This is a genomic window from Streptomyces sp. CNT360, assembly GCF_000424785.1.
Map to the genome: position 1 here is coordinate 165,110 of NZ_AUKO01000001.1, position 26,813 is coordinate 191,922.

The 26,813-nt window shown below is 71.8% G+C and carries 24 protein-coding genes; 6 read left to right on the forward strand and 18 right to left on the reverse strand.

Annotated elements, in window-relative coordinates; genetic code table 11:
• The first annotated feature begins 2 nt into the window (after positions 1 to 2).
• Both H297_RS0100690 and H297_RS0100695 read left to right on the forward strand, forming a co-directional pair.
• A complete protein-coding gene (locus H297_RS0100690) occupies positions 3 to 689 on the forward strand; it encodes an AIM24 family protein (protein WP_027735474.1) in 687 nt (228 codons plus the stop codon).
• Positions 690 to 707: 18 nt separating this feature from the next.
• On the forward strand, positions 708 to 1,463 hold the full coding sequence (locus H297_RS0100695; RefSeq protein WP_027735475.1) for an AIM24 family protein: 756 nt from the start codon (positions 708 to 710) through the stop codon (positions 1,461 to 1,463).
• Between the two features lie 70 nt (positions 1,464 to 1,533).
• On the opposite strand, the gene H297_RS0100700 is transcribed toward H297_RS0100695, so the two are convergent.
• Positions 1,534 to 2,190 (reverse strand): hypothetical protein, encoded by a 657-nt coding sequence (locus H297_RS0100700; RefSeq protein WP_027735476.1) that lies wholly within the window; start codon positions 2,188 to 2,190, stop codon positions 1,534 to 1,536.
• On the reverse strand, positions 2,187 to 3,503 hold the full coding sequence (locus tag H297_RS0100705) for an AAA family ATPase (RefSeq protein WP_027735477.1): 1,317 nt from the start codon (positions 3,501 to 3,503) through the stop codon (positions 2,187 to 2,189). Before H297_RS0100705 ends, H297_RS0100700 begins: the two co-directional genes overlap by 4 nt.
• Positions 3,504 to 3,789: 286 nt before the next feature.
• On the opposite strand from H297_RS0100705, the gene H297_RS0100710 reads away from it, so the two are divergent.
• On the forward strand, positions 3,790 to 4,761 hold the full coding sequence (locus H297_RS0100710) for an MBL fold metallo-hydrolase (RefSeq protein WP_027735478.1): 972 nt from the start codon (positions 3,790 to 3,792) through the stop codon (positions 4,759 to 4,761).
• Between the two features lie 39 nt (positions 4,762 to 4,800).
• On the opposite strand, the gene H297_RS0100715 is transcribed toward H297_RS0100710, so the two are convergent.
• From H297_RS0100715 to mreB, 10 genes are all read right to left on the reverse strand, one after another.
• On the reverse strand, positions 4,801 to 5,226 hold the full coding sequence (locus H297_RS0100715; protein WP_027735479.1) for a YjdF family protein: 426 nt from the start codon (positions 5,224 to 5,226) through the stop codon (positions 4,801 to 4,803).
• Between the two features lie 239 nt (positions 5,227 to 5,465).
• The gene (gene gatB, locus H297_RS0100720) at positions 5,466 to 6,974 is read right to left on the reverse strand and encodes an Asp-tRNA(Asn)/Glu-tRNA(Gln) amidotransferase subunit GatB (RefSeq protein WP_027735480.1); all 1,509 of its coding nucleotides are present in this window, start codon (positions 6,972 to 6,974) and stop codon (positions 5,466 to 5,468) included.
• 26 nt (positions 6,975 to 7,000) lie between these two features.
• Positions 7,001 to 7,243 (reverse strand): hypothetical protein, encoded by a 243-nt coding sequence (locus H297_RS0100725; RefSeq protein WP_027735481.1) that lies wholly within the window; start codon positions 7,241 to 7,243, stop codon positions 7,001 to 7,003.
• Positions 7,240 to 8,736 carry an Asp-tRNA(Asn)/Glu-tRNA(Gln) amidotransferase subunit GatA gene (gatA, locus tag H297_RS0100730; protein ID WP_027735482.1) on the reverse strand — a complete coding sequence of 499 codons (1,497 nt, stop codon included), beginning with the start codon at positions 8,734 to 8,736 and terminating at the stop codon, positions 7,240 to 7,242. Before gatA ends, H297_RS0100725 begins: the two co-directional genes overlap by 4 nt.
• Positions 8,737 to 8,741: 5 nt before the next feature.
• Complete coding sequence (gene gatC / locus H297_RS0100735) at positions 8,742 to 9,038, reverse strand: Asp-tRNA(Asn)/Glu-tRNA(Gln) amidotransferase subunit GatC (protein WP_027735483.1); 297 nt, start codon at positions 9,036 to 9,038, stop codon at positions 8,742 to 8,744.
• Positions 9,039 to 9,302: 264 nt separating this feature from the next.
• The gene (locus H297_RS0100740) at positions 9,303 to 11,543 is read right to left on the reverse strand and encodes a bifunctional diguanylate cyclase/phosphodiesterase (RefSeq protein ID WP_027735484.1); all 2,241 of its coding nucleotides are present in this window, start codon (positions 11,541 to 11,543) and stop codon (positions 9,303 to 9,305) included.
• 293 nt (positions 11,544 to 11,836) lie between these two features.
• Positions 11,837 to 14,044, reverse strand: coding sequence for an NAD-dependent DNA ligase LigA (gene ligA / locus H297_RS0100745; RefSeq protein ID WP_027735485.1), 2,208 nt, complete (start codon positions 14,042 to 14,044; stop codon positions 11,837 to 11,839).
• A gap of 14 nt (positions 14,045 to 14,058) precedes the next feature.
• Positions 14,059 to 15,105 (reverse strand): methionine synthase, encoded by a 1,047-nt coding sequence (locus H297_RS0100750; RefSeq protein ID WP_027735486.1) that lies wholly within the window; start codon positions 15,103 to 15,105, stop codon positions 14,059 to 14,061.
• 31 nt (positions 15,106 to 15,136) lie between these two features.
• Positions 15,137 to 15,826 (reverse strand): SDR family oxidoreductase, encoded by a 690-nt coding sequence (locus tag H297_RS0100755; protein ID WP_027735487.1) that lies wholly within the window; start codon positions 15,824 to 15,826, stop codon positions 15,137 to 15,139.
• Between the two features lie 113 nt (positions 15,827 to 15,939).
• Positions 15,940 to 16,971 carry a rod shape-determining protein gene (mreB, locus tag H297_RS0100760; RefSeq protein ID WP_051351380.1) on the reverse strand — a complete coding sequence of 344 codons (1,032 nt, stop codon included), beginning with the start codon at positions 16,969 to 16,971 and terminating at the stop codon, positions 15,940 to 15,942.
• A 340-nt stretch (positions 16,972 to 17,311) separates the two neighbouring features.
• On the opposite strand from mreB, the gene H297_RS0100765 reads away from it, so the two are divergent.
• On the forward strand, positions 17,312 to 19,042 hold the full coding sequence (locus H297_RS0100765) for a glycine/sarcosine N-methyltransferase (RefSeq protein ID WP_486589359.1): 1,731 nt from the start codon (positions 17,312 to 17,314) through the stop codon (positions 19,040 to 19,042).
• A gap of 268 nt (positions 19,043 to 19,310) precedes the next feature.
• Positions 19,311 to 19,835 carry an LOG family protein gene (locus H297_RS0100770; protein WP_027735490.1) on the forward strand — a complete coding sequence of 175 codons (525 nt, stop codon included), beginning with the start codon at positions 19,311 to 19,313 and terminating at the stop codon, positions 19,833 to 19,835.
• Positions 19,836 to 19,866: 31 nt separating this feature from the next.
• Here H297_RS0100770 and mnmA read toward each other — a convergent pair whose 3' ends face one another.
• A complete protein-coding gene (gene mnmA, locus H297_RS0100775) occupies positions 19,867 to 21,009 on the reverse strand; it encodes a tRNA 2-thiouridine(34) synthase MnmA (protein ID WP_078513651.1) in 1,143 nt (380 codons plus the stop codon).
• A 192-nt stretch (positions 21,010 to 21,201) separates the two neighbouring features.
• Here mnmA and H297_RS0100780 point away from each other — a divergent pair, with 192 nt between their 5' ends.
• Positions 21,202 to 21,903: a peptidoglycan recognition protein family protein gene (locus tag H297_RS0100780; RefSeq protein WP_027735492.1), complete on the forward strand. Its 702-nt coding sequence runs from the start codon at positions 21,202 to 21,204 to the stop codon at positions 21,901 to 21,903.
• 30 nt (positions 21,904 to 21,933) lie between these two features.
• Here H297_RS0100780 and H297_RS0100785 read toward each other — a convergent pair whose 3' ends face one another.
• The 5 genes from H297_RS0100785 to H297_RS0100805 all read right to left on the reverse strand — a co-directional run bounded on the left by H297_RS0100785 (position 21,934) and on the right by H297_RS0100805 (position 26,786).
• Positions 21,934 to 23,121 carry a cysteine desulfurase family protein gene (locus H297_RS0100785; protein ID WP_027735493.1) on the reverse strand — a complete coding sequence of 396 codons (1,188 nt, stop codon included), beginning with the start codon at positions 23,119 to 23,121 and terminating at the stop codon, positions 21,934 to 21,936.
• Positions 23,122 to 23,234: 113 nt separating this feature from the next.
• A complete protein-coding gene (locus tag H297_RS0100790; protein ID WP_027735494.1) occupies positions 23,235 to 23,711 on the reverse strand; it encodes a Dps family protein in 477 nt (158 codons plus the stop codon).
• Positions 23,712 to 23,820: 109 nt separating this feature from the next.
• A complete protein-coding gene (locus H297_RS0100795) occupies positions 23,821 to 24,684 on the reverse strand; it encodes a thioesterase family protein (protein ID WP_027735495.1) in 864 nt (287 codons plus the stop codon).
• A gap of 112 nt (positions 24,685 to 24,796) precedes the next feature.
• Complete coding sequence (locus tag H297_RS33735) at positions 24,797 to 25,501, reverse strand: trimeric intracellular cation channel family protein (RefSeq protein WP_051351381.1); 705 nt, start codon at positions 25,499 to 25,501, stop codon at positions 24,797 to 24,799.
• A 121-nt stretch (positions 25,502 to 25,622) separates the two neighbouring features.
• Complete coding sequence (locus H297_RS0100805) at positions 25,623 to 26,786, reverse strand: dipeptide ABC transporter ATP-binding protein (RefSeq protein WP_106959545.1); 1,164 nt, start codon at positions 26,784 to 26,786, stop codon at positions 25,623 to 25,625.
• Positions 26,787 to 26,813 lie beyond the last annotated feature (27 nt).

Below are 26,813 nucleotides of genomic sequence, written 5' to 3' on the forward strand. Positions count from 1 at the left end.
TCATGAACCAGCCAGCAGCACTCGCGGGCTTCGCACCCGCCCCCGTGGCAGCACGGATGCAGAACCACGGCGCCCACATGGTGAAGGTCGCCATGCAGTCCGGGCAGGACCTGTTCGCGCGGCCCGGGTCGATGGTCGCCTACGAGGGCTTCGTCCAGTACGAGGCCAACCCGCCCGCCGTCCGCCAGATGGCCTCCCAGTGGCTGACCGGCGAGCAGAATCCGCTGATGCTCTGCCGCGGCGACGGCCTGCTCTACCTGGCCGACTACGGCGCCGACGTGGTGTGCGTCAACCTCAACGAGGAGTCGCTCTCGGTCAACGGCACCAACCTGCTCGCCTTCGACGCCCACCTCCAGTGGGGCGTCGAGCGGGTCAAGGGGCTGGCCAAGTTCGCCGGCCAGGGCCTGTTCAACGTCGCCGTGCGCGGCACCGGCTGGGTCGCACTGACCTCGCGGGGCACGCCCGTGGTCGTGGACTGCGGACGCGGCGAGGACGAGACGTACGTGGACCCCGACGCCCTGGTGGCCTGGTCCAGCGGCCTGAAGATGAAGGGCAAGCGCAGCATGAAGGCGGGCGCACTGATCGGCCGGGGCAGCGGCGAGGCGTACCAGATCGCCTTCTCCGGGCAGGGCTTCGTGGTCGTCCAGCCGAGCGAGGACAGCACCGACCGCATCCGGATCCGGGGCTGACGGGGAAGGAGAACGACCGTGCAGAGCTCACTCTTCGGATACGCCGAGGTCCCCACCGAGGACCGCTACGCCGTGCAGAACCCGCAACTGCTGCGGGTCCAACTGACCGGGCACGACGACGTACTGGCCCGGCAGGGCGCCATGGTGGCCTACCAGGGGCTGCTGGAGTTCGACGCCGAGTACGCCTCACACGGACAGCGCCGCGGGCCCGCCCGCGAACACCTGCCGCTGATGCGCTGCTCGGGCCAGGGGACGGTGTTCCTCGCCAACCTGGCGCAGTACGTCCACGTGGTCGACGTCGACCACGAGGGCCTCACCGTGGACGCCGGCTACGTGCTGGCCATGGACTCCACGCTGCACCACGAAATCATCTCCGTGGACAGCCAGTTCGGCATCTCCGGCACCGGCGCCTACAACCTCAGCATCACCGGCTCGGGCAAGGTCGCGCTGATGACCTCGGGCCAGCCGCTGCTGCTGAACGTCACCCCGGACACCTACGTCAACGCCGACGCGGACGCCGTCGTCGCCTGGTCCAGCGGACTGCGCGTCCAGATGCAGGCCCAGACCTCCTCGCAGGGCGTCTGGCGCCGCCGCGGCAGCACCGGCGAGGGCTGGGAGCTGTCCTTCCTCGGCCAGGGCTACGCCCTCGTCCAGCCCAGCGAGCTGCTCCCGCCCCAGGGCGCCGAGATCGGCGGCGGCCTGCGCGCCCAGTACGGTATGGGCGCCCAGGGCGCCCACGGCCAGAACCAGGGCAACATCTTCACCAACCGCTGAGCACACCTTCCCCGCACCGGCCGCTCCCTCCCTGCCCGAGGAAGCGGCCGGCTCGTGTGCCGAGGCGCGGTCACAGGTAGCGGGGGGTGAGCGCCTTCTCGGTCGCCTGCCGCCACGCCCGATAGGACGGCACCTTGTCCAGTTCGGTCAGGCTGGTGCACTCCACCAGCCTGTCGGCGTCGTCCTGGAGCACACTGTGGGCGTCCTTGCCGAGCAACTGCTGCCACACCTGCTTCGGGCCGAGTTTCCGTCCTTTCCCACCCTTCCCGGCAGGGGACACCCGCTTCTCGACCTGGGCGGGGGAGCCGTAGGGATAGCCGCTGAGGTCCAGCCCCGGCACAGCCTCCCCAAGAGCCGCATGGTCCGCCAGCATCCACGACTCCGTCATCAGCACCGGTACCAGTGCCACGGGCTCCGCGCAGCGCTTGTGCCCCTCACGCCACTTCCTCAGCTCCATGACGTAGTCGTGGGCCTTGTCCTCCGCGTCCCAGTCACAGTGCACGAAGAGCACCTGACAGTCGACGGCAAGAGAACGGGCCTCCGCGAGCACGTCCTTGGCGGGCTTCGTCGTGGGCACATCCGAGACCTCACAGCGCAGGACACGAATCTGCCGGTCCGACTTGCGGTCCAGCAGGTCCACCAACTGCTTCTGGATGAGATGGGACAGGTACCTCTCGTCGCTGTTGCCCTCGCACAGCAGGCCGGGCCGCAGAAACTCCTCCTTCACGCCGCCTCCTGCCCCAGCCGGCGCAGCATCCGCGCGACCTGCTCGGGGGAGATCGAAGCCTCCGGAACGTCGTCGCCGGCGCGCAGCGGCAGCGCCTGCGTCACCCGGGAGACGGTGCGGTCCTCCGGGTTCGTGCGATGGGCCTGCTCCAGGAAGACCAGACTCCCGCTGACATCCGTGCGCAGAGCAGCCAGCAGCGCGGGCGAATGTGTCGTCGCGATCAGTTGCCGGTACGGGGCGCGCTTGCGCTGCGGTCCGGTGGAGACTCCCACCCGGCGCCGCAACCGCCGCACCAGGTCGGCGACGTACGCGGGGTGCATCCCGTTCTCCAGCTCCTCCACACACAACGTGCCGGGCCGCAACGGGTCCATGGAGGCGGCGAGCAGCCCCAGCATCCGCAGGGTACCGTCCGACAGCAGCGACGGCACGAGCCATCCGGTGTGCTCGAACTCCACCTCGAAGTCGTACTCGTCCCGTCGCTCGATGAGGTAGGGGCGCACGTCCCGCAGCCCTTCGACCAACCCGGCGCAGTCGGCGACGAACCGCCGCCAGGTGTCGGCGTGGCCGCGCTCCAGCCGTGCCAGGGCGAGCGCCAGGTGCTCGCCGTGGGCCCCCAGCGGGGCCTCGGGCCCGGCAGGCGACAGTTGCCGCATGACCTCCGGCCGGAGCTGGAGCGGCTCCCACCCACGGCATTCGTTGACCAGGAGTCCCAGCAGCGCGGCGGCGCCCCGGCCGCCCGGGAAGGCGTCGAACAGGCTGTCCTGGCCTGCTGCCTCTTCGCCCGGCCCGGAGAGATAGCCGTGCCCCACGGGAGCGATCTCCGTTCCCGTACGCGCCAGGAACCGCTCCCGCGCCGTGCGCAGGGCGGGCAGCACGTCCTCGCCCAGCCCGATGTTCCGCACCCATGCGGTGGACCGCAGGCCACTGACCCACACCGCGCTCTTGCCGCGCACCAGACCGGGCACGCTCGGCAGCCCCGGTTCCCGCTGCTCACGCGCCACGGTCAACCGCAGGCGCAGCGGCAACGGCCCGTCCGAGGACGGAACCACCATTCCCACCTCGATCGTGAACGTGTCCCACTGCGCCTGCCCCTCTTCACCGCCCCGGTGGAACAGCCCCTTCGGCGAAAGCCGGAGATCGCCTGCGACAGTCTCCTCGAATCCGTTCAGCACCGTGCCGGCGGCCAGTCGCAGCGCGTCGAACAGGTTGGACTTCCCCGCCCCGTTCGCCCCCAGCATGATCAGTGACGGTGGCACGTCGAGCTGGAAACCCACGAACGACTTGAAGCCGTCCACCCGGATCTGCGTGATCATCTCCACCCTCCGACGTGCGCACACGGTCCGCGCGAGCCCACACTAGCGGCGTGCACGGCGCCCGCGGCCCAGGCCCGCCTCCCCGCGCAGAGTTCGGACCGCCGCACGCACGGTGCCGGTACGCGGCAGCGTGCGGCGCTCCGTACTCGACCGGCACGCGGAGGCACCGACCGGCAGCGCAACAGCCCGTACCCGCCGCTGGCCGAGGCGCGGCGCCGCGCGTCGGTGGCGTCCGGGGTGATCACGAAGGTGACCCGGGGGCGGGCGACATCGCATAATCGCGCCCATGACGATGCTCTCCCCCTCCCACCTGCGTGACCTCGGCGACGGCCTCCACCTGTGGAACCCACCGCGAAGGGGGTGGGGGCTGGCCAACTGCGGGCTGCTGGCCGGTGCGGCGGAGGCGCTGTGGATCGACACGCCGTACGACCGGCCGATGGCCGAGGCGTTCCTCGCCGCGTCCCGCGAGGTGACGGGCGGGGCGGAGATCGGGCGCGTCGTGGTCACCCACGCCAACGGCGACCATCTGTGGGGTGCCGACGTGCTGCCCGGTGCCGAGGTGATAGCCACCCGTGAGGCGCGGCACCACATCGACCTCGAACCCACTCCGGAGCAGTTGCGGGGGCTGATCGAGTCCGCGGGCCCCGACTCCACGGTGGGCAGCTACCTCGCCGAGCACTTCGGCCACTTCGACTGGTCCCGCACCCAGGTGATCCGCCCCAGCACCGTCTTCGAGGGCGAGCTGGAGCTGACCGTGGGCGGGCATCCGGTACTGCTGACCAGCCTGCCGTCCGCGCACACCACGGGTGACCTGACCGTCCATCTGCCCGACCACGGCGTGGTGTTCACCGGTGACATCGTCTTCGGCAGTACCGCGCAGGAGCCCGGCGACCACGCCGTGCACTGGGCGGGACCGCTGGGAAACATCATCGACGCCTGCCAAGCCGTCCTCGACACCGGCGCCGGCACCATCGTGCCCGGTCACGGCCCGGTGCTCGACCGCGCGGGGCTCCGCGCCCACCAGGACTACCTGAGCCATCTGCGGGACCGCGCCCACGCCCTGCACGCCGCCGGCGTTCCCGCGCTCGAAGCCGCCCGCACCGTGGCCCGGGAGGGGAGGTGGCCCGAGCTCGGGCTGGTCGAGCGGCTGGTGATCACCATCGGCACCGAGTACCGCACGCTGGACGGCACGCCGCCCCGTCCCCTCGCCGAGCTCATCCCCGACATGGCCGCCTTCGACGCCTCCGGAAAGCCCTGAGACGACGAGCGCTGCGGACGCTTCCGATGCCTTGGGCCGTCAACGTCCCCGGTGGCGGGCCTTCGCCTTCGCGCGAACCCGCTCGCGGCGGTGCGCCGCCTCCGCCTCCCGGTCGGTTCGCGCCGCCGCGCCGGCGTCACGCCTGGCCGCCTCCCAGGAGCGGGACAGGGCTTCCTGCGCCGCCGTGCTCACGGGGCGCGCCGCCTGGGCGCGGGCGGCGGCGCGCGCGAGGCGCTTGGGGTTGGTGACGCGGGGACGCGGCACGGCCTGCTCCGGCACGGCAGGCGCGGCCATGGCGCGCTCCAGCAGCGCGCCGAACTCGACGCGCGCGAACTGAGCCAGCTCGGGGCCGGTCGGTTCGGCGCCGAAGACATGGCGCGCCGCCCGCACGCCGTCGGGGCCTGCGATCTCCAGGACGCCGACCCAGAAAGGGGCGTCGAAGAACACGGTGAACGTGCTCGGCATCGGTCCTCCCATGGTTGTTCCGCTGCGAACGGGACGGACCGGACACCCTGGGAGGGGAGGTTACTGACCGCCGCACCGCACGGGGCGGTGCGGACGGCGCCCGGACTACCGACCGGACCGTGTTTTCGTCCGTCCCGCGGCCAGGGTAGCGGCTCGGACAGCGCAAGGGGCGGGGCACGGTCGCCCGACCGTGCCCCGCCCCTCCGGGCGGCGGCCCACCCCTTCCGGGGAGGTTCGCCTCAGCCCTCGACGCCCAGCCGCTCCAGGATCATCTGACGGGCGCGGCCGGCATCCGCCTGGCCGCGCGTCGCCTTCATGACGGCACCCACCAGGGCACCGGCGGCCTGCACCTTGCCGCCGCGGATCTTCTCGGCGATGTCGGGGTTGCCCGCGATCGCCTCGTCCACGGCCGCGCCCAGCGCCCCCTCGTCGGAGACGACGGCCAGGCCGCGCTTGTCGACGACCTCGTCCGGGGTGCCCTCGCCGGCCAGCACGCCCTCGATGGTCTGCCGGGCCAGCTTGTCGTTGAGCGAGCCCTCGGCGACCAGCGCGCAGACCCGGGCGACGTGCTCGGGGGTGATGGGCAGCGCGGTCAGCTCGGCGCCGTCCTCGTTGGCGCGGCGCGCCAACTCCCCCATCCACCACTTGCGGGCCTGGTCGGCGGGCGCGCCCGCGTCCACGGTGGCGACGATCGGATCGACGGCACCCGCGTTGAGGACCGACTGCATCTCGTGCTCGGAGATGCCCCACTCCTCGCGCAGCCGCATCCGGCGCACCCGCGGCAGCTCCGGCAGCGTGCCGCGCAGCTCCTCGACCCACTCGCGCGAGGGTGCGACGGGCACCAGGTCGGGCTCGGGGAAGTAGCGGTAGTCCTCCGCCTCCTCCTTGACCCGGCCCGAGGTGGTGGAGCCGTCCTCCTCGTGGAAGTGGCGGGTCTCCTGGATGATGGTGCCGCCGGACGAGAGGACCGCGGCATGCCGCTGGATCTCGAACCGGGCCGCCCGCTCGACGCTGCGCAGCGAGTTGACGTTCTTCGTCTCGCTGCGGGTGCCGAACTTCTCGACGCCCTTGGGGCGCAGCGAGAGATTGACGTCGCAGCGCATCTGGCCCATCTCCATGCGGGCCTCGGAGACGCCGAGCGCCTTGATCAGCTCGCGCAGCTCCGCCACGTAGGCCTTGGCGACCTCGGGGGCCCGCTCACCGGCGCCCTGGATGGGCTTGGTGACGATCTCGATGAGCGGGATGCCGGCCCGGTTGTAGTCGAGCAGCGAGTGCGAGGCGCCGTGGATGCGCCCCGTGGCCCCGCCGACGTGGGTGGACTTGCCGGTGTCCTCCTCCATGTGGGCGCGCTCGATCTCCACGCGGAAGACCTCGCCGTCCTCCAGCTGGACGTCCAGATAGCCGTCGAAGGCGATCGGCTCGTCGTACTGGGAGGTCTGGAAGTTCTTCGGCATGTCCGGATAGAAGTAGTTCTTCCGGGCGAAGCGGCACCAGTCGGCGATCCGGCAGTTGAGGGCCAGACCGATACGGACGGCGGACTCCACGCCCGTCCGGTTGACGACGGGCAGCGCGCCGGGCAGGCCCAGGCAGGTGGGGCACACCTGGCTGTTGGCGTCGGCGCCCAGCTCGGTCGAGCAGCCGCAGAACATCTTGGTCCTGGTGCCGAGCTCGACGTGGACCTCAAGGCCCATGACGGGGTCGTAGGAGGCCAGCGCCTCGTCGTACGACACCAGTTCGGTGACGGTCACGGAAAACTAAACCTTTCTTGCCCGCGTCAGTCGTCGAGGATGTCGTCGACGTCCAGACGGCGCAGCTCGCGCACGAGCAGCACGACGCCGGTGACGATGCCGGCCGCGGAGACCGCCACATCGATGAGCTGCAGCGTGTCCCCTTCCTTCTTCGCCTCCTTGGCGCGCTTGACGGTGCCGGGGACCCCGATGAGCGACGTGGCGATGGAGAAGTACAGCCCGGTCCTGGACTTCTTGAAACCCTTGGCCTTCTGCAGCTTCGAACTCACAGCGACGGTGCCTCCTCTAGCAGCGGGTGACCCCAACGTGCCTGGAAGGCGGCCTCCAGGGCCGCACCGACACGGTAGAGCCTGTCATCGGCCATGGCGGGGGCCACGATCTGCAGCCCCACGGGGAGCCCGTCCTCCGGCGCGAGCCCGCACGGGACGGACATGGCGGAGTTGCCCGCCAGGTTGGACGGGAGCGTGCATACGTCGGCGAGGTACATCGCCATCGGGTCGTCGACGCGCTCGCCGAGCGGGAAGGCGGTGGTCGGCGTGGTCGGCGAGACCACGACGTCCACCTGCTCGAACGCCTTCTCGAAGTCCCGGGTGATCAGGGTACGCACCTTCTGCGCCGAGCCGTAGTAGGCGTCGTAGTAGCCCGAGCTGAGCGCGTACGTCCCGAGCATCACCCGCCGCTTGACCTCGTCACCGAAGCCCGCCTCGCGGGTCAGCGCCGTGACCTCCTCCGCGGAGTGCGAACCGTCGTCGCCCGTACGCATTCCGTAACGCATCGCATCGAACCGGGCCAGGTTCGAGGAGCACTCGGACGGCGCGATCAGGTAGTAGGCGGCCAGCGCCTTGGTGAACGAGGGGCAGGACAGCTCCACCACCTCGGCGCCCAGCTCGCGGAGCAGCTCGACGGACTCGTCGAAGCGCTGCATCACCCCGTCCTGATAGCCCTCACCGCGGAACTCCTTGACGACGCCGACCCGCAGGCCCTCGACGTTCCCGTTCCGCGCGGCCTCCACCACGTCCGGCACCGGCTGCGCGATCGACGTCGAGTCCCTCTCGTCGTGCCCGGCGATCACGCTGTGCAGCAGCGCCGCGTCCAGCACCGTACGGGCACACGGGCCGCCCTGGTCGAGGGACGAGGAGAACGCGATCATGCCGTAGCGGGACACGCCGCCGTAGGTGGGCTTCACCCCGACGGTGCCGGTCACGGCGGCGGGCTGGCGGATCGAGCCGCCGGTGTCCGTGCCGATGGCCAGCGGTGCCTCGTAGGCGGCGAGCGAGGCGGCCGAGCCGCCACCGGAACCGCCCGGGATACGGGTGAGGTCCCACGGGTTGCCCGTCGGCCCGTACGCGCTGTTCTCGGTCGAGGACCCCATGGCGAACTCGTCCATGTTGGTCTTGCCGAGGATCACCACGTCCGCGTCCTTGAGCCGCTTGGTGACCGTCGCGTCGTACGGCGGCACCCAGCCCTGAAGGATCTTCGACCCCGCGGTGGTGGGCACGCCCTCCGTCGTGAACAGGTCCTTCAGCGCGAGCGGCACACCCGCCAGCGGGCCCAGCTTCTCGCCGCGCTCCCGCTTGGCGTCCACCTCGCGGGCCTGCGCGAGCGCGCCCTCCCGGTCGACGTGCAGGAACGCGTTGACCTTCTCGTCCACAGCGGCGATCCGGGCCAGGTGCGCCTCGGTCGCCTCCAGCGCGGTGACCTCACCGCTCGCGATCTTGGCCGCCAGCTCGGCGGCGGTCAGCTTGATCAGTTCGTCGGCCATCCCGGTCACTCCTCCCCCAGGATCTGCGGCACCTTGAAACGCTGCTGCTCCTGCGCGGGCGCGCCGGAGAGCGCCTGCTGCGGTGTCAGCGACGGACGGACCTCGTCCTGTCGCATGACGTTGGTGAGCGGAAGCGGGTGGGAGGTCGGGGGTACGTCCTCGTCGGCGACATCGGAGACGGCGGCGACCGCGCCGATGATGTCGTCGAGCTGGTCGGCGAAGTGGGCTAGCTCTTCGTCTTTCAGCTCCAGGCGCGCCAGCTTTGCGAGGTGGGCGACCTCCTCGCGTGAGATGCCAGGCATGCGGCGGTCCTCTTGATGGGTGAGTTTCGGATTGTCCGCCCCAATCCTATGGGGCCCCACAAGCTGGGGGCTCCAGCCCCTGTGCCCGTCCCCCCATCGGCTGGGGCCGCAGCCCCTGTGCCCCCTTCGTTCTCGGGGCTTCACCCCGAACCCCTTTGTCCTCGCCTGACGGGCGTTGGGGCGGAGCCCCCGAGGTCGGGGGGTTGCAAGGGCGGAGGCCCCGAACCATTGAAGGGGGGTCGCAGGGGTGGAAGGCACCAGCGTTCAGGGGGCCCGGGAGGAGAGAGGAGTCGGCACGTCGCGAGCCCTCAGCCACGCGGTGGTCTCACCGGGTGGCATGGCCGCGGCCACCAACCACCCCTGCACCGCGTCGCACCCCAGATCCCGCAACCGCTCCCACGTCTCGTCGTCCTCGACCCCCTCGGCAACAACGAGGAGACCGAGCGAATGAGCGAGGTCGACAGTGCAGCGGACGATCTCCGCGTCCTCGGTGTCCACGGCGAGCCGCGCCACGAACGACCGGTCGATCTTCAGCTCGCTGACGGGCAGCCGCCGCAGATGGACCAGCGAGGAGTACCCGGTCCCGAAGTCGTCGAGGGACATCTTCACCCCGTGCCCCGTCAGCCCGGCGAGGGTGTCCGCGGCCTGCTGCGGGTCTTCCAGCAGCACATGTTCGGTGATCTCCAACTGGAGCGCCCCCGGAGGGACCCCGTGCCGGGCGAGGCGGGCGGCGACGGCGCCGGCGAAGCCGGGAGAGTGGACGTCGCGGGGTGAGACGTTGACGGCGACGGGGACGGTCAGCCCGCCCGAGCGCCAGACGGCGACCTGTGCGAGCGCGGTCTCCAGCACGTACTCGGTCAGCCGCGGCATCAGGCCGGAGGTCTCCGCGATGGCGATGAACTCGTCCGGGGGGACCCGGCCCCGTTCGGGGTGGACCCAGCGGACCAGCGCCTCCAGTCCGGAGACGGTGCCGTCGAAGCCGACCTTGGGCTGGTAGTGGAGCTCGACCTCACCCGCGTCCAGCGCCCTGCGCAGGTCGGCGAGGAGGCCGAGGCGGTCGGGGGTGTTGCCGTCGCGGGTGGCCTCGTAGACCTCGACGGCGGTGCGGTCGCGCTTCGCCTCGTACATGGCCACGTCGGCGCGGCGCAGCAGCCCTTCGGCCTCGGTGGCGTGCTCGGGGTAGACGGCGACGCCGGCGCTGGCCTCCAGGACGAGGGTGAGTCCGTCCAGGTCGAGGGGGGAACTGAGCGCGGAGACCAGGCCGCGCGCGATCCGCTGGGCGCTGGTGGTGGAGTCGGCGACGGGCAGCAGCACGGCGAACTCGTCGCCACCGAGCCGGGCGGCCTCGGCGCCGCGCGGCAGCGCGGCCCGCAGCCGCTCGGCGATCTGCAGCAGCAGCCGGTCGCCGGCGAGGTGGCCGAGGGTGTCGTTGACGGACCGGAAGCGGTCGAGGTCGATGAGGACGAGCGCGGAGCGCGACGAGGTGCGCTCGGCCTCGTCCAGCGCGGCCCAGGCGCGCTCCAGCAGCCACAGCCGGTTGGGCAGCCCGGTGAGCGGGTCGCGCAGCTGCTCCTCGGCGCGGGCGCGGGCGATGCGCAGGGTCGAGTCGAGCGCGATCAGGGGAACGGCGAACAGCGGCAGCAGCAGGGGCTTGTGCTCGGCGACGACGGCGACGAGCGGGGCGATGCCCAGCAGGGCGACGGCGATCAGGCCCTGCCGTACCAGCGCGGTGCGCAGCGTGGAGGGCAGACCGCGGGTGCGGGGGCCGAAGCAGAACCACTGGAGCGCCCGGGTCACCAGCAGGTAGAGCGCGGCGGCAAGTGGGATCTCTCCGGCGGCGGCGAGGTTCCAGCCGTCCGGATGCCAGGGGTGCTCGACCGAGGGGGAGGTTCCGCACAGGGCGAGGCCGAGGCCGCCGGCGCCGATGCCGAGGATGTCGACGGCGCCGTGCACCAGGGCCTGCCGCCACCTGTGCCGGCGTGCGGCGCCGACGAGGACGACGACAACCAGGCTGACCAGCAGCGCGGGCACCCACCCGTACAGCAGGAGGATCGCCAGGGACAGCGCCGGGCCGGATCCGGTGCCGCTCCACCAGCGGTCCCGGCCCATGGTGACCAGGTGGGCGACGACGCAGCCGGTGAGCACCGCGAACGACCAGCCGGTGACGCCTGCGGGGAAGAGCGCGTGCCCCTTCCCCACCACGCGGACGGCGCCGCCGAGCAGCGCCAGGACGGCGGCGGCCAGGACCAGCGCGGGCAGCGCCGGCGGACGCGCCGCGACCAGCCGGTGGAGCCGTCGCCTCTCCTCGCCCCGCGCGGCGCCGGGCGCGGCCGTCTTGTCGGTTCCCCCGGCAGCCGAGCTGCCGTGCGGGCCCGCTGTCCCGTACGGAACCCCGGCCGCGCCCGTGTTGCGGCCCGTTCCGGCACTCCGCCTCGCCACGCCCCCGGTGCGTTCCGAGGGCAGGCGGGAGAGCGGGGGCCTGGAGCCCCCGGAGAAATCCAGCATCCTGGTCCCTCTCGCAGCCGTCCACGTCTGCCCCTCGCCACGACAGACGTCTATGTCAACAGTAGGCCGCTGGTCGGGAAGAGGGGCAGCGATCGGCCGCTCTTGCCTGAAAGCTTTCACAGCGGGTGCGGCCGACTGCCCGGCGCCGGACGGCATTTGTGCGCCAGGGGCCTGTGCCCCGGGCACGAAAGGGGCGGGACGCGGGTGGCTTGATGTGGTCTGTGCGGGAACGGCGGTCACCTGTGGGGGTGTTCGTGGTCGTCCCGGGCACGCCCCTGGTGACCGCCTCCGCGTCAGTCGCCCGTTTCTCCCTCTTCACCAGGCGTCAGGGCCGTCTCGCGCGCCGCGTCGGGCCCCTGCTCCAACAGCACGGCGAAGCCGTCATCGTCCAGAATCGGCACCTTCGCCTGCACTGCCTTGTCATGTTTCGAGCCAGGATTCTCACCGGCGACCACGAAGTCCGTCTTCTTCGAGACCGATCCGGTGACCTTGGCGCCCCGGTCCTGGAGCGCCGCCTTGGCGCCGTCCCGGGTGTAGGAGGCGAGGGTGCCGGTGACGACGACGGTGAGTCCTGCCAGCGGACGCGGCCCCTCCTCGCCGGTGGACTCCTCCTCCATCCGCACCCCCGCCGCACGCCACCGCTCGACGATCTCGCGGTGCCAGTCCTCGGCGAACCAGGCCTTGAGCGAGGCGGCGATGGTGGGGCCGACGCCCTCGGTGGCGGCCAGCTCCTCCTCGTCGGCCTCGGCGATCCGCTCCAGCGAGCGGAACTCGCGCGCCAGCGCCTCGGCGGCCACGGGCCCGACGTGGCGGATGGACAGGCCGGTGATGATGCGGGCGAGCGGACGGTCCTTGGCCGCCTCGATGTTCTCCAGCATCGCCAGGGTGTTCTTGCGCGGCTCGCCCTGCTTGTTGGCGAAGAGGGTGACCGTCTTGTCCTGGCCGGTCTCGGGGTCGCGCTTGGGGATGCCGGTGTCCTGGTCGACGACGTAGGCCACGATGGGCAGCAGGTCCTCCACCGTCAGGTCGAACAGCCCGCCCTCGTCGCGCAGCGGCGGCTGCTCGGGCTCCAGCGGCTGGGTCAGCGCGCTGGCGACGACGTAGCCGAAGTGCTCGATGTCCAGGCACTTGCGGCCCGCCAGATAGAACAGCCGCTCCCGCAACTGGGCGGGGCAGGAGCGGGCGTTGGGGCAGCGCAGATCGACGTCGCCCTCCTTCATGGGCTGCAGCGCGAAGCCGCACTCGGGGCACTCGGCGGGCATCACGAACTCCCGCTCGCTGCCGTCGCGCAGGTCGGCGACCGGGCCGAGGATCTCCGGGATGACGTCACCGGCCTTGCGCAGCACCACCGTGTCGCCGATCAGGACGCCCTTGGCCTTGACGACGTCCTGGTTGTGGAGGGTGGCGAACTCGACCTCGGAGCCGGCGACCGTGACGGGCTCGACCACCGCGTACGGCGTCACCCGCCCGGTGCGGCCCACGCCGACGCGGATGTCGACCAGCGCGGTGTTGACCTCCTCGGGCGCGTACTTCCACGCGATGGCCCAGCGGGGTGCCCGGGAGGTGGCGCCCAGCCGGCCCTGGAGGCGGATCTCGTCCAGTTTGACGACGACGCCGTCGATCTCGTGCTCCACCGAGTGGCGGTGCTCACCGTAGTAGGCGATGAACTCCCGCACGCCCTTGAGGCCGTCCACCACCTTGGCGTGCGTGGAGGTGGGCAGCCCCCAGCCGCGCAGCAGATCGTAGGCGTGCGAGAGGCGCGCGAAGTCCTCCTTGGCGAAGCCCTCCAGGGCGCCGATGCCGTGCACCACCATGTGCAGCGGGCGGGTGGCCGTCACCCGCGGATCCTTCTGGCGCAGCGATCCTGCGGCGGCGTTGCGCGGGTTGGCGAACGGCTTCTCGCCGGCCTCCACCAGCCGTGCGTTCAGCTCCTCGAACCGCTCCATGGGGAAGAAGACCTCGCCGCGCACCTCGACCAGCTCGGGCAGGTGCTCGCCGCTGAGCCGCTCGGGGATGTCGGCGATGGTGCGGATGTTGGGCGTGATGTCCTCACCGGTGCGGCCGTCGCCGCGGGTGGCGGCGCGGGTCAGCCGCCCGTGCTCGTAGGTGAGGTTGACGGCCAGGCCGTCGATCTTCAGCTCGCACAGGAAGTGGTAGTCCACGCCCTCCAGCTCACGGGCGACGCGGTCGGCCCATTCGCCCAGCTCCTCGTCGTCGAAGGCGTTGTCCAAGGAGAGCATCCGCTCCCGGTGGGCGACCTCCGTGAACTCCGTCTCGTAGTGCCCGGAGACCTTCTGCGTCGGGGAGTCGGGGGTGCGCAGCGAGGGGTGTTCCTCCTCCAGTGCCTCCAGCGCGCGCAGCAGCCGGTCGAACTCGGCGTCGCTGACGACAGGAGCGTCCTTGACGTAGTACCGGAAACGGTGCTCCTCGACCTGTTCCGCGAGGCTCTTGTGCCTCTCCCGCGCCTCGGCGGGGGCCGCCCCGTCCTGTTCGCCAGCCACCGTTGGTCCTCCCGTCACTGAGGGTTGTCAGCGAGTGATCGTGCCGCCCGGGCGCAGTGGGCGAGCGCCCGGCGGGCGTACGCCGGCGCGGCGCCCGCGAGCCCGCAGGTGGGGGTGACCACGACGGACTCGGCGAGCAGTCCCGGGGACAGCCCGAGCCTGCGCCACAACGACCTGACACCCATGACGCTACCGGCCGGGTCCGACAATGCCGGGCCGTCACCTTCGGTGGCCGGTACGACACCCGCGAAGAGCGTCATACCGTCCTCGACGACCTCACCGATCGCCTCGTCCTCACCCTCGGTGAGCAACGAGACGTCGAGGGAGACACCGTCGGCACCGGCCCTGCGCAGCAGCCGCACCGGCACACCGGGCGCGCACACGTGCACGACCGTCGGCCCGTCGTGCACCGCGAGCAGCTCGCGGAGCGTGGACTCGACCACGGCGCGGTCGACGGCGGGGTGGGTGCGGTAGCCGCTGGCCGTGCGGACGCTTCCGGACAGGACGGCGGTGAGGGAGGGCTCGTCGAGCTGGAGCACCGGAACGGCGCCCGGCACCCGGCGGCGGACGCCGGCCAGGTGGGCGGCCAGCCCCTCGGCGAGCGAGGCGGCCAGGTCGCGGACGGCCCCGTGGTCGCCCAGCATGGCCTCGCCGTTGCGGCGCTCCAGCCCCGCCGCCAGCGTCCAGGGGCCGACGGCGGAGACCTTGAGGCCGCGCGGCCGATCCTCCCCGCCCAGGCCCTGGGTGAACTCCTCGATCGCGTCGAGGTCCTCGCCCAGCCAGGCCCGCGCCCGGCGGGTGTCGCGGCCCGGCCGGTCGCTGATCCGCCAGCCGCTGGGTTCGAGGTGGACGTACATCTCCGCGAGCAGGCCGGCGGTGCGGCCGAGCATGTCGGCGCCGGGCCCGCGCGCGGGCAGCTCCGGAAGCAGGGGCAGGTGCTCGGGGGCCTCGAAGGAGCCGGTGACTGTTCTGGCCGCCTCCCGTGCGTCGGTGCCCGGCATGGAGCCGATGGCGCTGGCCGCCGCCGGGCCCCAGGGAGGCACGTGGTGGGTGTGGTTCATGTGGTCGGTACCGCTCGTGTCGCTCACCGCGTCAGCCTCCGGGGCGCACCGTCAGGTCGGTGACCTCCGCGCCCCTGGGCAGGTCCAGGGCCGTGAGGACGGTCGCGGCCACCGCCTCGGCGGGGATCCACCGGTTTGGGTCGTACTCCTTGCCCTCCTGGCGGTGCACCTTCTCCTGCATGGGGGTGGCCGTGCGTCCCGGGTAGACGGAGGTGACCCGCACCCCGCCCGCCGACTCCTCGCCGCGCAGCGCGTCGGCGAGCGCCTTGAGCCCGTGCTTGCTGGCCGCGTACGCGGCCCACTCGGGGTTCGCCCGCAGACCGGCGCCCGAGTTGACGAAGACGACGTGCCCACGCGAGCGGCGCACCTGCGGCAGCAGCAGCCGGGTCAGCTCCGCCGGGGCCACCAGGTTCGCGGCCAGGGTGGCGTTCCACAGCTTGGGGCCGAAGTCTCCGACGGCACCGAGCTCGACGACGCCCGCGACGTGCACGAGCGAGTCGATCTCGTCGGGGAGCGTCTGGTGCTCGAACGCCCAGGAGAGCCGCTCCGGCTCGCCCAGGTCGCCGACCAGCGTCCGGGCTCCCTCGAACTCCTGCGCAAGTTCCTTGGCCCGGCCCGCGTCCCGGGCCACCAGGTAGAGGGTGTCGCCCCGCTCCAGCAGTCGGCGCGCCACCACGGCACCGATCCCGGAGCCGGCCCCTGTGATCACATGTGTTGCCATGCCCCCATGATCCCGCACCGGGAGCTGCCCGGCGGTACGGGACCCGGTGCCGCACCCCGCCACGCTCCTGCGAGGTCCGTGCGGTCCGTCCGGCCCCGCGCGGCCCGGACCGGTCACGCCGCGAAGACCGAGTCCAGCTTGTCGTACTCCTCCAGGCATCGGCCGGTTCCCAGCGCCACGCAGCCCAGCGGCTCGTCGGCCACCGTCACGGGCATCCCGGTCTCGGCCGCCAGCCGCTGGTCGAGACCGTGCAGCAGGGCGCCGCCGCCGGTCAGCACCAGACCGCGCTCCATGATGTCGCCGTACAACTCGGGCGGGCACGCCTCGCACGCCGCCTGGACGGCCTCGACGATGGAGCGCACCGGACGCTCGACGGCCTCCGCGATCTCCTCGGGCGCCAGATGGATGAGCTTCGGCATGCCGGTGGTCCGGTCACGGCCCCGTACGGGCACGAAGTCGCCGCTGCCGTAGGAGAGCTTGATCTCCTCGGCGGTCCGCTCCCCCACCGCGATCGCGAACTCCCGCTCGATGTAGCCGGCGAGGGCGGCGTCCAGGGCGTCACCCGCGACCCGCGCGGAACGTGAGACGACCATCCCGCCCAGCGAGATGACGGCGATCTCCGTGCTGCCGCCGCCGATGTCGACGACCATCGAACCGCGCGCCTCGTGCACGGGCAGCCCGGCGCCGATCGCTGCCGCTATGGGCTCCTCGATCAACCGCACCGACCGGGCGCCGGCCCTGCTCGCGGTCTGCACCACGGCCCGCCGCTCGACGCCGGTGACACCGCTGGGAACGCACACCACCACCCGGGGCGACCTGCCACGCCCGCCGCGCCCCCCGGAGTCGCGGGCGGCCCGGATGAAGTGCCGCAACATGCCCTCGGTGGCCTCGAAATCGGTGATCACCCCACCCTTGAGGGGCCGGGTCGCGGTGATGGAGCCGGGGGTCCGTCCGACCGCCTGCCGCGCCCGGGCACCGACCGCCAGCACCTTCCCGGTGTGCGTGTCGACCGCGACGACGGACGGTTCGTCCAGGACGACGCCCCGCCCGCGCTCGTACACCAGGGTGTTGGCGGTGCCGAGGTCTATACCGATGTCGCGGCCGCGAAACACTGAAGAGGGAGCGGACCGGGTGCGCTTAGCCATGTGTACTCGCCATGTTCGGTGCGGTGTCGTACGAGTCGTGCGGTGTCGTGACGTGACGTACTGGGTCGTGCCGGGTCGTACTGGGTCGTACGGAGTCGTGACGGCTCCTGCAACTAGTCGCCCAATTGTGGTGCTGCCAGCCGCAGCATACCCAAGTGTCCTGTTTGCTGCGGCGGGTGGGGGCCGCGGGACGGAAAGAAATCTGGAAACCAAAAGACGCTGGTCGGAGCGCGTTTTTCGCAGAATCACACGCGTGTTCCGCCGAGTTGGTGGCATAGATCTCCGGACGGTGGATAGCTATGCACCGGAGACCACGCGCGGTTCACCGAGCCCAGGACTGGTGCGTCCTCGGCCGACCGCGCCATGGGCCACCGTCTCTTCTACTGGAGGTTTCGTCATTTCCGCGCGACCGGCTCAGGAATTCGGAGACAACCCCGTAGAGGTCCGGGAAACCGGGCACTACACAGAGGAATACGTGCCCAGCTTCGTCGAGAAGTGGGATTCTCTCATAGATTGGGAGAAGCGAGCGGAGAGCGAAGGGAATTTCTTTATAGACCTGTTGCGGAAGCGAGGGGTCAAAAGCGTTCTCGACGTCGCGACCGGCACCGGATTCCATTCGGTCCGGCTGCTGGAGGCCGGGTTCGAAACCGTGAGCGCGGACGGCAGCGCCGACATGCTCGCGATGGCGTTCGAGAACGGAATGAAGAACGGCGACCACATCCTGCGGGTCGTCCAGGCCGACTGGCGTTGGCTGAACCGGGACGTTCACGGTGAGTACGACGCCATCGTGTGCCTCGGGAACTCCTTCACGCACCTCTTCTCGGAGCGGGACCGGCGCAAGGCCCTGGCCGAGTTCTACGCGATGCTCAAGCACGACGGAATCCTCATCCTGGATCAGCGGAACTACGACGCGATCCTGGACCGCGGCTATTCCAGCAAGCACACGTACTACTACTGCGGCGAGGATGTCGCAGTGGAACCGGAATACATGGACGAGGGCCTGTGCCGCATGCGGTACCGATTCCCGGACAAGTCCGTGTACCACCTCAACATGTACCCGCTGCGCAAGGATTACACCCGGCGCCTCATGTCCGACGTCGGGTTCCAACGCATCGAGACGTACGGCGACTTCCAGCACACCTACCGGGAAGAGCAACCCGACTTCTTCGTGCACGTGGCGGAGAAGGAATATCGAATGGAGGACCAGGGGGAAGGCGCTTACGGCGCCGCCGTGAATACGGCCAGGAGTTACTACAACTCCCCCGACGCCGACGCGTTCTACTCCTCCGTGTGGGGCGGGGAAGACATTCACGTCGGCATTTACGCGCACCCCGCCGAGCCCATTGCGGACGCCAGCCGGCGCACCGTGGAGCGGATGGCGTCGGGGCTCGGGCTGGTCGCCGGTGCCCGCGTTCTCGACCTCGGCTCCGGCTTCGGCGGCTCGGCCCGCTACCTGGCCGAGACGTTCGGCTGCACCGTCCAGGCGCTCAACCTCAGCGAGGTGGAGAACGACCGCCACCGCCAGTTGAACGCGGCCCGCGGACTCACCGGCCGTATCGAGGTGGTGGACGGCTCGTTCGAGAGCGTGCCGTTCCCCGACTCCAGCGTCGATGTGGTCTGGTCCCAGGACGCGTTCCTGCACAGCGGGAACCGCCTGCGGGTGCTGGAGGAGATCCGGCGGGTGCTCAAACCCGGCGGCAGGCTCGTCTTCACCGACCCGATGGCCGCGGACGGCGCCGACCTGGGCGCCCTCCAGCCCATCCTGGACCGTATCCACCTCGACGACATGGGCTCGCCCGCGTTCTACCGCAGGGAACTCGCCCGGCTCGGCTTCGTCGCCACCGCGCACGAGGACGCGGTCGACGGATTCGAGGAACTGCGCGTCCAGTTGGTCACCCACTACGGGCGCGTGCTGGAGGAGACCGAGCGGCAGGAGGCCGAGGGGCTGGGCTCGAAGGTGAGCTCCGACTACCTCACCCAGATGAAGAAGGGCCTCACCCACTGGGTGGACGGTGGCGAGCAGCACCGCCTCACCTGGGGCATCTTCCGCTTCACCCTCGACGAGGACTGAGCACCGCTCTCCTCGGAAGGAAGGGTCTGCCGGCGACCGCGCTGCGAGCAGCCGGTCTCCGGGCGGGGGGCTCCCCCGCCCGGAGACCGGCTTTGCCGTCCTGGCAGTCCACCGCACGGGGCGGCGACGGCGTGGCCGCGGGAGCGGAACGGCTGCCCCGCCCGTCACCGGCACGGTGCCGGCGGCACCGTCTCCGTCACGTGCGGACAGTGGTTCTAGGCTGGAGGCCATGACTGCCTCCGCGCCCTCCCCCGCTGTGCCCGCACCGTTGAACATCTGCGTCTTCTGCTCGGCCGCCGAGCTGGACAGCGTCTACACCGACGCGGCCCGCGACTTCGCCGAGCTGCTCGGCAAGCGCGGGCACAGCCTCGTGTGGGGCGGTTCGGACTCCGGGCTGATGAAGGTCATGGCTGACGGGGTGCAGGAGGCCGGCGGGCGGCTCATCGGCATCTCGGTGGAGTTCCTGCGCGACGTGGCCCGCCCGAACGCCGACGAGATGGTCGTCACCGCCGATCTCGCCGAGCGCAAGGCCGTCATGCTGGACCGCGCCGACGCGGTCGTCGTCATGGTCGGCGGCACCGGCACGCTGGACGAGGCGACCGAGATCCTGGAGCTGCGCAAGCACGGGATGCACGCCAAGCCCGTCGTCTTCCTGAACACGGCCGGGTTCTACGACGGCCTCCGCCAGCAGATGACCCGCATGGAAGCCGAAGGCTTCCTCCCGCTCCCCCTCAGCGACCTGGTCACCTTCGCGGACGACGGCCCCCAGGCACTGGAGCTGCTGGGGGCCTGACGTGCGGCGGGCCGCGAGGCCGGCGGCGGCACTACGCGGCCGTCACCGCCCGCTCGGTGCGGTCGATCGTGGCGGAGCCGACCACGCGGGTGCCGTCGTACAGCACGATCGCCTGGCCCGGGGCCACCCCGCGCTCGGCGGAGGCGAACCGCACCCGCAGTTCCCCGTCCACCAGCTCCGCCTCGACCGGCGTCTCGGCACCGTGCGCACGCAGTTGCGCGGTGTAGGCGCGGGGCCCCTCGGCGGGCGGCTCGCCGCACCAGCGGGGGCGCACCGCGGTGAGGGAGGCCACGTCGAGGGAGGCGGCGGGGCCGACGGTGACCGTGTTGTCGACCGGGGAGATGTCCAGCACGTACCGGGGCTTGCCGTCCGGGGCAGGGTGCCCCAGGCGCAGCCCCTTGCGCTGGCCGATCGTGAATCCGTAGGCGCCCTCGTGGGTGCCCAGTCTGGTGCCGGACTCGTCGACGATGTCCCCCTCGGCGGTGCCCAGCCTGGTGGCGAGGAACCCCTGGGTGTCGCCGTCGGCGATGAAGCAGATGTCGTGGCTGTCGGGCTTCTTGGCCACGGCCAGCCCGCGCCGCTCGGCCTCGGCGCGGATCTCCTCCTTGGTGGTGAGGGTGTCGCCCAGCGGGAAGAGCGCGTGCGCGAGCTGCCGCTCGTCCAGGACGCCGAGCACGTAGCTCTGGTCCTTGGCGGCGTCGCTGGCGCGGTGCAGTTCGCGGCTCCCGTCCTGGCGGGTCACCACCGTGGCGTAGTGGCCGGTACACACGGCGTCGAACCCGAGCGCGAGGGCCTTGTCCAGCAACGCGGCGAACTTGATCTTCTCGTTGCAGCGCAGGCACGGGTTGGGCGTACGCCCCGCCTCGTACTCCGCGACGAAGTCCTCCACCACGTCCTCGCGGAAGCGTTCCGCCAGGTCCCACACGTAGAAGGGGATGCCGATGACATCGGCGGCGCGGCGCGCGTCGTGGGAGTCCTCGACGGTGCAGCAGCCGCGCGCGCCGGTACGGAACGACTTGGGGTTGGCGGACAGGGCCAGGTGCACGCCCGTCACCTCGTGTCCGGCCTCGGCGGCACGGGCCGCCGCGACAGCGGAGTCGACACCACCGGACATGGCGGCCAGCACACGCAGCGGGCGCGCGGAGGCTGTCCCCCGCGAGGATGCAGTAGTCATAGCGCCTCCCAGGGTAGACGGAACCACTCGGTGGCCCGAACGCGTTGGGAGGACAGGTACAGGTACAGGTACAGGGAGAGGGGCGGACGGCGGGCGACGGGCCGGAAGACCGGGGCCGAGTACGGCCGGGCCCGTGCAGCAGCCGGGGCTCTGGACCGGCCGCGGAAGGCGACAGGACGGGAGAGGAACGACGTGGGTGAAGGCGGCGGGAGCGGTGCCGGCAGCTCGCGGGAGCGTGGCCAGGGCGTCGGCCGGCGCAGGTTCCTGGTCGCGGGTACCGCCGCGGTGGGGCTCGGCATGCTCGGCGCGGCCTCCCAGGACGAGGTGAAACGGTGGTGGTGGCGGATGCCGGGCAACGACAGGCCCCGCGAGGCGGGCCAGGTGGACGACGCCCGTGCCCGCTGGGTGGCCGCGGCGGACGCGAACATGCGCCGCGGCGACCGCCCCTCCGACTACGCCATCGACCGGATCGTCGTGCACGTCACCCAGGGCAGCGCCGCGGCTGCCGTGAAGGTCTTCCGCAACCCCGAGCACCAGGCGGCCGCGCACTACATCGTCTGCCAGGACGGCGCGGTCATACAGATGATCCGCGAGCTGGACGTCGCCTTCCACGCGGCGAACAGGGAGTACAACGAGCGCAGCATCGGCATCGAGCACGAGGGCTGGATCGAGAGGCCGCAGGACTTCACGGACGAGATGTACCGCTCCTCTGCCGAGCTGACGGCCGGCATCTGCTCCCGCTACGGCTTCCCCGCCGACCGTACGCACATCATCGGTCACAACGAGGTGCCGGGCGCCGACCACACGGACCCGGGCCGCCACTGGGACTGGGACAGATACCTGCGCCTGGTGCGGGCGGAGCTCAAGGCGAAGGGCTCGCGGCAAGGGCGGTGAAGGCCCGGCGGGTGACCGGGGCCGGGGCGCTCAGCTCAGGCCCGCGCTGCGGGCCCGGTCGACGACGGGGCCGATCGCCCCGGCCAGCGCCGCCACGTCCGCCTCGGTGGAGGTGTGCCCGAGCGAGAACCGGAGGGTGCCGCGGGCCAGTTCCGGGTCGGTGCCGGTGGCCAGCAGCACGTGGCTGGGCTGGGCGACGCCGGCCGTGCAGGCCGAGCCCGTCGAGCACTCGATGCCCTGCGCGTCGAGAAGCAGCAGCAGCGAGTCCCCCTCGCAGCCGGGGAAGGAGAAGTGCGCGTTGGCGGGCAGCCGTCCGTCCGGGTCGGGGTCACCGTTGAGCACCGCGTCCGGCACCGCGTCCCGGACCCCCGCCACGAGGGCGTCGCGCAGTGCGCCCACCTCGCGGACGAAGTCCTTGCGCCGTTCGACGGCCAGCCTGCCCGCCGTCGCGAACGCGGCGACGGCCGGGGTGTCGAGGGTGCCGGAGCGCACCTGCCGCTCCTGTCCGCCGCCGTGCAGCAGCGGCACGGGCGCGTACTCGCGGCGCAGCAGCAGCGCGCCGACACCGTAGGGCCCGCCGACCTTGTGCCCGGTGACGGCCATGGCGGCCAGCCGGGAGTCGGCGAAGGAGACGTCGAGCTGGCCGAATGCCTGCACCGCGTCCGAGTGCAGCGGAATCCCGTACTCGGCGGCGACCTCGGCCAGCGCGCGTACGTCGGTGACGGTACCGACCTCGTTGTTCGCCCACATCACGGTGGCCAACGCCACGTCCGAGGGGTCCCGTTCGACGGCCTCGCGCAGGGCCTGCGGGTGCACGCGTCCGTGCGGGTCCACGGGCAGCCACTCCAGGCGGGCGCCCTCGTGTGCGGCCAGCCATTCGACGGCGTCCAGGACGGCGTGGTGCTCCACGGGGCTGACCAGCACCCGTGTACGCCGCGCGTCCTGGTCCCGGCGCGCCCAGTAGAGCCCCTTGACGGCCAGGTTGTCCGCCTCGGTGCCGCCCGCGGTGAAGACGACCTCGCTGGGCCGGGCACCGAGCGAGGCGGCGAGCGATTCGCGGGCCTCCTCCACCGTGCGCCGCGCGCGCCGTCCCGCCCCGTGCAGGGAGGAGGCGTTGCCGACGACCGCGAGGTGCCGGGTCATCGTCCGCACCGCTTCGGGCCACATGGGTGTGGTGGCGGCGTGGTCGAGGTAGGCGGGGTGGACGGTGTCTGCCATGATTCCCCGATTCTACGGGCCGCCCTGCGGCGCACACCCGTCGCGTGGCAGCGAACGCCCGGCACCCCGCGCGGACCCCCGACCGGATCATCCCGCGCCGGGCCTGCCGGGCCTCACGTCCGGTTCTCCGCCTGGAACATCCAGTGCTCCTTCTCCAGGTCTCCGATGAGCTGGATGAAGACGTCCTCGGTGACCGGGTCGACCTGGCCGACGGCCTTCATGCGGTCGCGGGCCTTGGTGACGACGGCGCCGAGGGCGTCGACCATGGTGCGGACGGCCTCGTGGTCGGGCAGCCAGCCGTCGGGGGTGGTGTCCAGGGCACTGCCCGCGGCGACGCTCGCGGAGCGGCCGTCGGGGCTGATGCCGAGGGCGGAGGCGCGCTCGGCGACGGTGTCGGAGTACTGGCGTGCGGTGTCGACGACCTCGTCGAGCTGGAGGTGGATGGAGCGGAAGCGGGGCCCGACCACGTTCCAGTGGATCTGTTTGGCGACGAGGGAGAGGTCGATCAGATCCAGCAACGTGCCGCGCAGCGCTTCGGCGACGGTCTTGAGTTCCGACTCCGGGAGGGTGCTCTTGACTGTGTAGGTCACCTTGCGTCGCTTTCTCTCGGACGGTGGCTTTCCACCCTCAAGGTACGCACTTGCGGTGAATCGGGGGCATCGGTGGCGGCGGGTGGCGGGTTCCGGTGCCCCCGGTGGCCTACGCCCGTGCGAGCTGGCGGGACTGGGCGACGAGCCGGTCCGCGGAGTCCCACACCTCCGCGTCCTCCTCCAGGAAGCCGCCGGCCAGGTTGCGGGTGGTGACGGCGACGCGGACGGGCCCCGGGGCGGGGCGGGCGCGGACGTGCACGGTGAGTTCGACGGTGGGCAGCCAGCCGGTGAGGCCCAGCTCGAAGCCGGTGGGCGGCAGCGCGTCGACGGCCATCAGCAGCGAGAGCGGGTCGGGGTCGCGGCCGTCCGCGAGGGCGAGCCAGGCGCGCATCTCGCCGCGCATCCCGGGTGCGCCCAGCGCCCAGCCGCAGGTGGCGGGGTCGAGCCGCAGGTCGAGCCGGCGCCCCATCTCCGGTACGGCGGCGTCGCCGTCCGGGTGGTCCGTGGTCCGGAAGCACTGGTCCAGCGGCGGCATGGCGGGGGGCCGGGCGCTGGTGCGGATGTCGTCCGGGAGCGCGTCGAGGTCGCCGTAGGTGGCCAGGACGCGGATGCGCTCGACCTCCGTGCCCCGCTCGTCGGCCTGGAAGAGCCCCGCGGAGGCGGTGGAGACGGTGCGGCCGCTGCGGGCCACGTCCGTACGGATCGTGGCGGGGCCGGCGGCGGTGGCGGTCAGGTAGTGGGCCGTGAGGGTGAACGGGTCCGAGTGCGGGAGGGCTTGGCGCAGCGCCCGGCCGAGGACGGCCAGCAGGTAGCCGCCGTTGAGGGCCTTGCCTATCGCCCAGCCGGGCGAGAGCCGCGTCTCGTGGACGCCGGGCTCGCGGGTGCGGACCACGGTGTCACGGTCGAACTCGCTGGTCGCGGCGGTCGGCTCCGGGGCCGGTGCGGCGGGGGCCTGAGAGGATGCGTCGGACATGAGGGCACCGTACACCGACGGGTTACCGGTGGGTAGCCTCGACCGGTACCGGGCACGGCGCACGGCCGCGAGGGGCGCGGGGCCCGAGCACCAAGGGGCGGCCCGCCGGGTGTCAGCCGCGGGGTGCCCCGCCCCCGCTCTCCGTGCGCCCCTCGCCGGAGGCCTCGGCGTCCACCGTCGCACTGCTGCGCTTCCAGGCGCGCGGGGCCCGCCAGTTGTAGCGCAGGGCCAGCAACCGCAAGGCGAACGCCAGCAGCGCCGCACCCACCGTCGTGGTGGGGCGTACCGCGTCGAGCTGGATGAGCAGTGCCACCGCGCTGGAGCCGACGATCGCCGGTACCGCGTAGATCTCCCGGTCCCAGCGCAGCAGCGAGGGGACCTCGTTGGCCAGCACGTCCCTGAGCACCCCGCCGCCCGCCGCCGTCGCCAAACCCATCACCACCGAGGAGGTGAGGCCGAGCCCGTACTCGTGGCCCTTGAGGGTGCCTGTGACGCAGAACAGGCCCAGACCGGCCGCGTCGAAGACGTTGACCGCCTTGTTGATCCGCTCCACCTGGGGGTGGAGGAAGAAGACCAGGACCGAGGAGACCAGCGGCGTGAGGAAGTAGCCCAGGTCCGTGAAGGCCGCCGGGGGCACCGCGCCGATGACCACGTCCCGGAAGAGGCCGCCCCCCAGGCCGGTGACCTCGGCGAGCACGGCGATGCCGAACACGTCGAAGTTGCGGCGCACTGCCAGCAGCGCGCCGGAGATGGCGAAGACGAAGATGCCGACGAGATCCAGCCAGTGCTGGAGTGGGGGGCTGAAGAGGGAGTCCACAGGCACCTTTGTACCGCCCGCCCGCCGGGGGAGCCGCTGAGCGGCCGGCCTTCCCCGTCCTGGACGCCGGGCGGGCCGAGATCCTCCGGCCCGCCCGGCTCGTCACAGGACAAGCTGCGCGCTAGCGTGCTTCCTTGGCGACCGCGGCCGAGCGGAGCAGCTCCGTGTCGCCCGGCTCCTGGTCCGGAGCGTTCTCCGGGTGGTGGCAGGCGACCTGGTGGTCGGTGCCCAGCGACAGCAGCGGAGGCTCCTTCGTCCGGCAGACCTCGGTCGCCTTCCAGCAGCGGGTGTGGAAGCGGCAGCCGGACGGCGGGTTCATCGGCGAGGGCACGTCGCCCTGGAGCAGGATCCGCTCCCGCCCGCCCACCGCCTTGCGCCGCGGGTCCGGCACGGGCACCGCGGACAGCAACGCGCGCGTGTACGGGTGCATGGGCGTGTCGTACAGCGACTGCCGGTCGGTGATCTCGACGATCTTGCCCAGGTACATCACCGCGATCCGGTCCGAGACGTGCCGGATGACGGACAGGTCGTGGGCGATGATCACGTAGGTGAGGCCCAGCTCGTCCTGGAGGTCGTCGAGGAGGTTGACGACCTGAGCCTGGATGGAGACGTCCAGCGCCGAGACGGGCTCGTCGGCCACCACCAGCTTCGGGTTGAGGGCGAGCGCCCGCGCGATACCGATGCGCTGCCGCTGACCGCCGGAGAATTCGTGCGGATAGCGGTTGTAGTGCTCGGGGCTGAGCCCGACCACCCCCAGCAGCCGCTGCACCTCCTTCTTGACGCCGCCCTCCGGCTCCACGCCCTGCAACTTGAACGGCGCGCTGACGATCGAGCCGACCGTGTGCCGCGGGTTCAGCGAGGAGTACGGGTCCTGGAAGATCATCTGCACGTCGCGGCGCATCGGCCGCATACCGCTCACGCCCAGGTGCGTGATGTCCCTGCCCTCGAACTCGACCTTGCCGGCCGTCGGTTCGAGAAGCCGGGTGATCAGGCGGCCCATCGTCGACTTGCCGCAGCCCGACTCGCCTACGACGCCGAGGGTCTCTCCCGCGCGGACCTCGAAGTCGATGCCGTCGACGGCGAGCACGGCGCCGACCTGCCGTTTGAACAGGCCCTTGGTGACGGGGAAGTGCTTCTTGAGGCCACTGACCTTCAGCAGCGGCTGTCCGTCGCGCGGCTCGGTGAGCGTGCCCAGGGCGCCGGGCTCCCCCGCCGGGGCGGCGGCATCGGTGGTGGCGGCCGCCGGCTCGGAGCCCTCACCCGGGGTTTTCGCGGGGTTCGTCATCGGCTCGTCGTCCTCACTCACTCGCAC

Bases quoted from the DNA above. Each gene is read 5' to 3' on its own strand.
- gatC (WP_027735483.1), bottom strand. From the start codon at position 9,038: ATGCCTGGCATCTCACGCGAGGAGGTCGCCCACCTCGCAAAGCTGGCG.
- H297_RS0100715 (WP_027735479.1), bottom strand. From the start codon at position 5,226: ATGCCGAGCACGTTCACCGTGTTCTTCGACGCCCCTTTCTGGGTCGGC.
- H297_RS0100750 (WP_027735486.1), bottom strand. From the start codon at position 15,105: ATGAACCACACCCACCACGTGCCTCCCTGGGGCCCGGCGGCGGCCAGC.
- H297_RS0100740 (WP_027735484.1), bottom strand. From the start codon at position 11,543: ATGCTGGATTTCTCCGGGGGCTCCAGGCCCCCGCTCTCCCGCCTGCCC.
- gatA (WP_027735482.1), bottom strand. From the start codon at position 8,736: ATGGCCGACGAACTGATCAAGCTGACCGCCGCCGAGCTGGCGGCCAAG.
- H297_RS0100755 (WP_027735487.1), bottom strand. From the start codon at position 15,826: ATGGCAACACATGTGATCACAGGGGCCGGCTCCGGGATCGGTGCCGTG.
- H297_RS0100710 (WP_027735478.1), top strand. From the start codon at position 3,790: ATGACGATGCTCTCCCCCTCCCACCTGCGTGACCTCGGCGACGGCCTC.
- mnmA (WP_078513651.1), bottom strand. From the start codon at position 21,009: ATGACTACTGCATCCTCGCGGGGGACAGCCTCCGCGCGCCCGCTGCGT.
- mreB (WP_051351380.1), bottom strand. From the start codon at position 16,971: ATGGCTAAGCGCACCCGGTCCGCTCCCTCTTCAGTGTTTCGCGGCCGC.
- H297_RS0100795 (WP_027735495.1), bottom strand. From the start codon at position 24,684: ATGTCCGACGCATCCTCTCAGGCCCCCGCCGCACCGGCCCCGGAGCCG.
- H297_RS0100690 (WP_027735474.1), top strand. From the start codon at position 3: ATGAACCAGCCAGCAGCACTCGCGGGCTTCGCACCCGCCCCCGTGGCA.
- H297_RS0100805 (WP_106959545.1), bottom strand. From the start codon at position 26,786: ATGACGAACCCCGCGAAAACCCCGGGTGAGGGCTCCGAGCCGGCGGCC.
- H297_RS0100785 (WP_027735493.1), bottom strand. From the start codon at position 23,121: ATGGCAGACACCGTCCACCCCGCCTACCTCGACCACGCCGCCACCACA.
- H297_RS0100705 (WP_027735477.1), bottom strand. From the start codon at position 3,503: ATGATCACGCAGATCCGGGTGGACGGCTTCAAGTCGTTCGTGGGTTTC.